6 protein-coding genes are annotated in these 6,118 nt (G+C 70.1%); all 6 read left to right on the forward strand.

The genetic code is table 11. The annotated features are described in order from the left end of the window. Nucleotides 1-76 precede the first annotated feature (76 nt). Nucleotides 77-712, forward strand: a complete 636-nt coding sequence (locus AB7E35_RS12675; RefSeq protein ID WP_428162420.1) for an LON peptidase substrate-binding domain-containing protein — start codon at nucleotides 77-79, stop codon at nucleotides 710-712. 31 nt (nucleotides 713-743) lie between these two features. Then, on the forward strand, nucleotides 744-2,651 hold the full coding sequence (locus tag AB7E35_RS12680; protein ID WP_428162419.1) for a polysaccharide biosynthesis protein: 1,908 nt from the start codon (nucleotides 744-746) through the stop codon (nucleotides 2,649-2,651). Continuing rightward, nucleotides 2,648-3,880: a lipopolysaccharide biosynthesis protein gene (locus tag AB7E35_RS12685; protein ID WP_428162418.1), complete on the forward strand. Its 1,233-nt coding sequence runs from the start codon at nucleotides 2,648-2,650 to the stop codon at nucleotides 3,878-3,880. Before AB7E35_RS12680 ends, AB7E35_RS12685 begins: the two co-directional genes overlap by 4 nt. Then, entirely contained in the window at nucleotides 3,864-4,466 is a 603-nt protein-coding gene (locus AB7E35_RS12690; RefSeq protein ID WP_428162417.1) for an acyltransferase, read from the forward strand. The genes AB7E35_RS12685 and AB7E35_RS12690 overlap by 17 nt, the downstream gene beginning before the upstream one ends. Further along, nucleotides 4,459-5,517, forward strand: a complete 1,059-nt coding sequence (locus AB7E35_RS12695; RefSeq protein ID WP_428162416.1) for a glycosyltransferase — start codon at nucleotides 4,459-4,461, stop codon at nucleotides 5,515-5,517. The genes AB7E35_RS12690 and AB7E35_RS12695 overlap by 8 nt, the downstream gene beginning before the upstream one ends. Beyond that, nucleotides 5,514-6,118: glycosyltransferase (locus AB7E35_RS12700; protein ID WP_428167668.1), on the forward strand; the 605-nt coding region annotated here is incomplete at its 3' end. The genes AB7E35_RS12695 and AB7E35_RS12700, both read left to right, overlap by 4 nt.

The following is a 6,118-nucleotide window of genomic DNA, read 5'->3' on the forward strand; positions in this document are numbered from 1 at the left end:
GCGAGCGCCACACAGGTGGCACGCGGCTGGCAATGGCTTGGCGTGGGATGATAGCGGTGCAACCCAGCACGCGACCATGCCCCAACTGTTGACACTGACATCGCTACCGCTGTTCCCGCTTGGCACCCTGCTGTTTCCGGGTGGCACGCTGACGCTGCGCGTGTTTGAGGTGCGCTACCTGGACATGGTGCGCAAATGCCGGCAGGCGGGTGCGCCGTTTGGCGTGGTGGGACTGACTGCGGGCCATGAAGTTCGCCGCCCCGCAGCCCCCGAGGAGCAGTTCCACGACGCAGGCACCCTGGCCACCATCGAGCAGATGCACACGCCGCAGCCAGGCCTGATCACTCTGGTTTGCCGCGGCGCAGAGCGCTTTCGAATCACGCGCAAAAGTCACCTGAAGCACGGACTGTGGGTGGCGGACGTGGAGCAGTTGCCCGGCGACCCTCTGGTGCCAATCCCCGCAGACCTGCAGCGCCTGGCGGACATGCTGGCGCAGGTGCTCGGCAACCTGTCGCAGCGCCACCCGGACGCGGCGCCGCAAGCGCAGCCCGCGGCGCAGCAGCTGCAAGACTGCGGCTGGGTCGCCAACCGCTGGTGCGAGCTGCTGCCCGTGCCCCTGGCCCTCAAGCAACGCCTGATGATGCTGGACAACCCGCTGGTGCGGCTGGAACTGGTGGGTGATGTGCTGGAGCGCACGGGAATCGCACTGTGATGCAGCCGCCAACCGGGAAGACACCGCGCCAATGCTGACGCAAGCACTGAGCTGGCCGCGCTCCGTCAAGCGACTGGTCGTGGTGACGCTGGACGCGGGCCTGAACCTGCTGGCCATGTGGCTGGCCTTTTCGCTGCGCCTGGACACCCTGCACTGGCCCGAGGGGCTGCAATGGCGGGTGTATTTGCTGGCGCCGGTGCTGGCCCTGCCCATCTTCGTGCACATGGGCCTTTACCGGGCGGTTTTTCGCTACAACGGCATCGCCGCGCTGTTGACCACCGGCCGCGCGGTTGCCACCTACGGCGCACTGCTGCTGGCGCTGCTGGTGCTAACGCACTGGGAGGGCGTACCCCGCAGCGTCGGCATTTTGCAGCCGCTCATCTTGCTGCTGCTGGTCGGCGCCAGCCGGGCGCTGGGTTGGCTGTGGCTGACCGGGCGCACCAGCAATGCGCGCCACCGCCTGCTGATCTATGGCGCCGGCGTGGCGGGCGCGCAAACTGCCGCCGGGCTGGCCGGCGCCCGCCAGTACGCCCTGCGCGGCTTTGTGGACGACGACCCGCGCAAGACCGGCAGCAGCATCAACGGCGCGCGCGTCCACGCACCCGGCGACCTGCCCGCACTGGTGCAGCGCGAGCGCATCACCGACGTGCTGCTGGCGCTGCCCAGTGTGTCGCACGAGCGGCGGCGCGACATCATCAGACAACTGAGCGAGCTACCTGTGCGCATCCGCACGCTGCCCAGCCTGACCGACCTAGCCAGCGGCCGCGTCGGGCTGACCGACTTTCAGGATCTGGACATCATCGACCTGCTGGGCCGCCCACCCGTGGCGCCCGACCAGAGCCTGCTGGAGCGCAACCTGCGCGGCGCCGTGGTGCTGGTGACGGGCGCGGGCGGCAGCATTGGCAGCGAGCTGTGCCGGCAAATCCTGAGCGCGCACCCCGCCCGGCTGCTGCTGGTCGATCACAGCGAATACGCGCTCTACGCCATCCACCACGAGCTGCAGGCGCTGCACGACCAGGGCGCGCACCGCTGCGAGCTGGTGCCGCTGCTGGCCGATGTGGCCGACCCGCGCCGCATGGGCCGCATCTGCCGCACGCACCGCCCCGGCTCCATTTACCACGCCGCGGCCTACAAGCATGTGCCCATGGTCGAGGCCAACGCGGGTGAAGGCGTATTCAACAACGTGTTCGGCACGCTCAACATGGTGCGCATGGCCCTGGAACACGGCGCGCAGCATTTCGTGCTGGTGTCCACCGACAAGGCCGTGCGGCCCACCAACGTCATGGGCGCCAGCAAGCGCGTGGCCGAGCTGGTTTTGCAGGCCATGGCGGCAAGCAGCCAGCCACCTTTCGACACACTGCAGGCCACGGCCACCTGGCGCTGCCCCACACGCTTTTCGATGGTGCGGTTCGGCAACGTGCTGGGGTCCAGCGGCAGCGTGATCCCGCTGTTTAGGCGCCAGATTGCGGCGGGCGGCCCCATCACCGTCACGCACCCTGAAGTGACGCGCTATTTCATGACCATCCCCGAGGCGGCGCAGCTGGTGCTGCAGGCCGGCGCCATGGCCGAGGGCGGCGACGTGTTTTTGCTGGACATGGGCGAGCCCATCCGCATCGTGGATCTGGCGCGGCGCATGGTGGCGCTGTCGGGCCTGACGGTGCGCGACCCGGCACACCCGGCGGGCGACATCGAGATCCGCTTTACCGGCCTGCGCCCCGGCGAGAAGCTGTACGAAGAACTGCTGATCGGCGACAACCCGCTGCCTACGGCGCACCCGCGCATCCTGCGGGCGCGGGAGGAGTATTTGCCCTGGCCAGAACTGCACGCTTTGCTGCAATCGCTGCAGGCCGCGGCGCGCCAGGGCGATGAAGCGGCCATCCGGCATTGGCTGGCCCGACTGGTGCCGGGCTACCGGCCTGCCGAATGCGCCAGCTCATGACGTCCAGGCTGATGCGTGCCACCCTCACGCTGCTGACCGGCAGCGTGCTGGCCCACGCCCTTCCCCTGCTGCTGGGGCCATTGCTGTCGCGGCTATACACGCCCGGGGATTTCGGGCAGTACGCCCTGCTGTGGGCGGTAGCCACCAACCTGGCCGTGGTGGCCTGCGCGCGCTATGAGTTCGCCCTGCCACTCGAAAAATCCGCGCGCGGTGCAGCGCTGCTCATGGCCCTGTGCGCACGGCTGCTGCTGGCCGTCACGGCCGCCTGCGCCCTCCTGGCTCTGGTGCTCCACCTCTGGCACGGCACGGCCCTGGCATGGTGGTTGCCCGCGGGCGTGCTGGCCATCGGCGCCACCCAGTGGCTGACCCTATGGGCCACGCGATCGCAGCGCTTTGCCCTGCTGTCGGCGGCACGCCTGGTCCAGCAGGGCGGCGGCGCCGTGCTGCAGGCACTGCTGGGCCTGCTCAAGATGGGCCCCATGGGCCTGCTGGTTGGTCCCATCGTGGCCGGCCTGGGCGCCGCCTGGCTGCTGGCCCGGCCGGCCCCGCAGGGCGGCTGGCGGCGCATGCTGCGTCAGCCGCTTCGGCGCCTCAAAGCCATGGCCGCGCGCCACCGCGACTTTCCGCTCTACAACACGCCTCACGCCTTCATCGGCGCGCTGCAGGACACGCTGGCCCTGCTGCTCATCGCTGCCTGGGCGGGCAACGCGGCCGCTGGCTTCTGGGCACTGGCGCTGCGCTACCTCAAGGCGCCGGCCACCTTGCTGGGCGGTGCGCTGGCGCAGGCCCTCTACCCCCAGCTGCTGCGGGCGCACAGCGGGGCCGAGGCACGCACCCTGGTGCGCCGCACCATGCTGGCGCTGGCACTGCTCGCCGCGCCGCTGGCCGCCGTGCTGCTTTTGTGGGGCCCTGACCTGTTCACCTGGATTTTTGGCGCGCAATGGAGCGACGCTGGAACGCTGGCGCGCGGCCTGGGCCTGTACATCGGCCTGCACTTCATCGCCTCGCCGCTCTCGGTGGTCACGCTGGCCTGGCGCGCCCAGCCCTGGGCGCTGCGCCTGGCGCTCGTCGGGCAGGTGGTGTTCTTCATCGGGCTGGCTGCCGGGCTCCACTGGGGCGGGATCGCAGGCGCGGCCTGGGGCGTTTCGGCCGCCATGGCAGCGTACTTCCTCTACTATTTCCAGGCCCTCGCGTTCTGGAGGGACATTCCCCATGAGAGCCTTGCTTAACCACTGGCGCCGCTGGCTCTGGCGGCAGCTTTTCTACCGCATGGTGTTCGGCGAGCAAGGCCGTGCAGGCCAGGCGTTGCCCCACACGCGCATCGCACCCAGCACCTGCATCGAGGGCGAGGCCGGACTGGAACTGGCGGACCATGTGTTCATCGGCCAGTTCAACTTCCTCGACGCCACGGCCGGGCTGCGCATTGGCGAAGGTGTGCAGGTGACCAACTTCGTGAGCATCGTCACGCACAGCTCGCACCGCAGCATCCGGCTGCTCGGCCGGGCCTACGCCAGCCACGCGGGCGACCTACCCGGCTACGTGCGCGCGCCCATCGAGATTGGCGCTTACAGCTTCATCGGCCCGCACAGCGTGATCGAGGCCGGCAGCCGCATCGGCAAGGGCGTGGTGGTGTGCGCCCATTCGCGGGTACGCGGCAAAGTGCCGGACTTTGCCATCGTCGCCGGCTCGCCCGCCGCCGTCATCGGTGACGTGCGCACGGGCGACTTCCGCCTGCTGGCGCAGCACCCCGAACTTGCGCCCCACTACGCCGCCTGGGCCGGCGAGCTGCCACGCGCGGAGCCCGGGCATGACTGACACGCCGCCCCACCTGTGCCTGCTGGGCGACGCCAACAGCCCACACACCCGGCGCTGGGCGCTGGAGATGCGCGCGCGCGGCTGGCGCGTCTCCCTCGTCACGGCGCGGCCCGAGCCGCTCGACGACGTCGAGCAGCGCATCCTGCCGCCCGTGCGGCGCCAGGCCGACTGGCTGCTGCGCGCAGGCGCGGCGCGCCGTCATGTGCGCGAACTGGCGCCGGACGTCGTGCATGCGCACTACCTCACCTCCTACGGCTACCTGGCAGCGCGCTGCGACCACCACCCGCTGGTGATGACGGCCTGGGGCAGCGACTTGCTGGTGACGCCGCACACCCGCCCCTGGATGCGCTGGCTCACCGGCTGGATCCTGCGCCGCGCGGACTTGATCACGGGCGATTCGGCAAGCTTGGTCGAAGCCGCGCGCCAGTACAAGCCGCGCGCGCCAGTGCATGAAATCCACTGGGGCGTGGACCGCACGCGCTTCGCACCCGTGCCCTGGGAGCACAAGGATGGCGTGCAGATGGTGAGCCTGCGCGCCTGGGAGCCCAACTACCACATCGGCACGCTGATCGAAGCCTTCGCGCTGGCACGTCAGCAGCTGCCCGGCCTGCCGATGCAGCTGCACCTGCTGGGTGGCGGCTCGCTCGAGCCCGTGCTACGCGCCCAGGTGCAGGCGCTGGGCCTGGGCGCCAGCGTTGCGTTCCACGGTCGTCTGGACGACGCAGGCATGGCCGCCGTGCTGGCGCGCTGCAAAATTTCGGTCAGCGTGCCTGCAAGCGATGCCACTTCCGTCGCCATGCTGGAGAGCATGGCCTGCGGCCTGGCCGTGGTGGCCAGCGACCTGCCCGCCAACCGGCAATGGATCGATCCCGACCTCTTGGTGCCCGCGGGCGACGCGCAAACATTGGCACGCGTGCTGCTGCGGCTGGCCAGCGACGATGCTCAAGCACGCCAAACAGGCGAACGCAATGCCGAGCGCATCGCGCTGGACGGCGACCGCAAGGCGCAGATGGACCGCATGGACCGGCTGTACCGAAAGCTTCTGCCATGACCGCCACTTCACACCACCTGCTCAGCGTCATCGCTCCCTGTCGCAACGAAGCCGCCTTCATCGACGCCTTCTGCGACGCGGTGCTACGCCAGCAGCTGCCCGCAGGCTGGCGCATGGAAGTGCTGATCGCTGACGGCGAGAGCGACGACGGCACGCGCGAGCGCCTGCAAGAGCGCTGCGCGCGCGACGAGCGGCTGGCGCTGGTGGCCAACCCCGGCCGCATCGTCTCGACCGGGCTCAACGCCTGCATCGCCCGCGCCCGGGGCGAGGTAATTGCCCGGCTCGACATCCACACCCAGTTCGCCCCCGACTACCTGGCGCGCTGCATTGAAACGCTGGAGCGCAGCGGCGCCGACAACGTGGGTGGCCCCTGGGTCGCGCAGGGCGCGGGGCCGATGGGGCAAGCCATCGCAGCGGCGTTCCAGTGCCGCTGGGTGGTGGGCGGCGCGCGCTCGCGCGACCAGGGCTACGAGGGCGCGGTCGATACCGTGTACCTGGGCTGCTGGCGGCGCGATACCTTCGCACGCTTCGGTCTGTTCGACGAGGCGCTGGTGCGCAACCAGGACGACGAGCACAACCTGCGCCTGCGCCTCGGCGGCGG

Origin of the sequence: Diaphorobacter sp., from assembly GCF_050251835.1 — a bacterium.
Taxonomy (GTDB): Bacteria; Pseudomonadota; Gammaproteobacteria; order Burkholderiales; family Burkholderiaceae_C; genus JBFXIE01.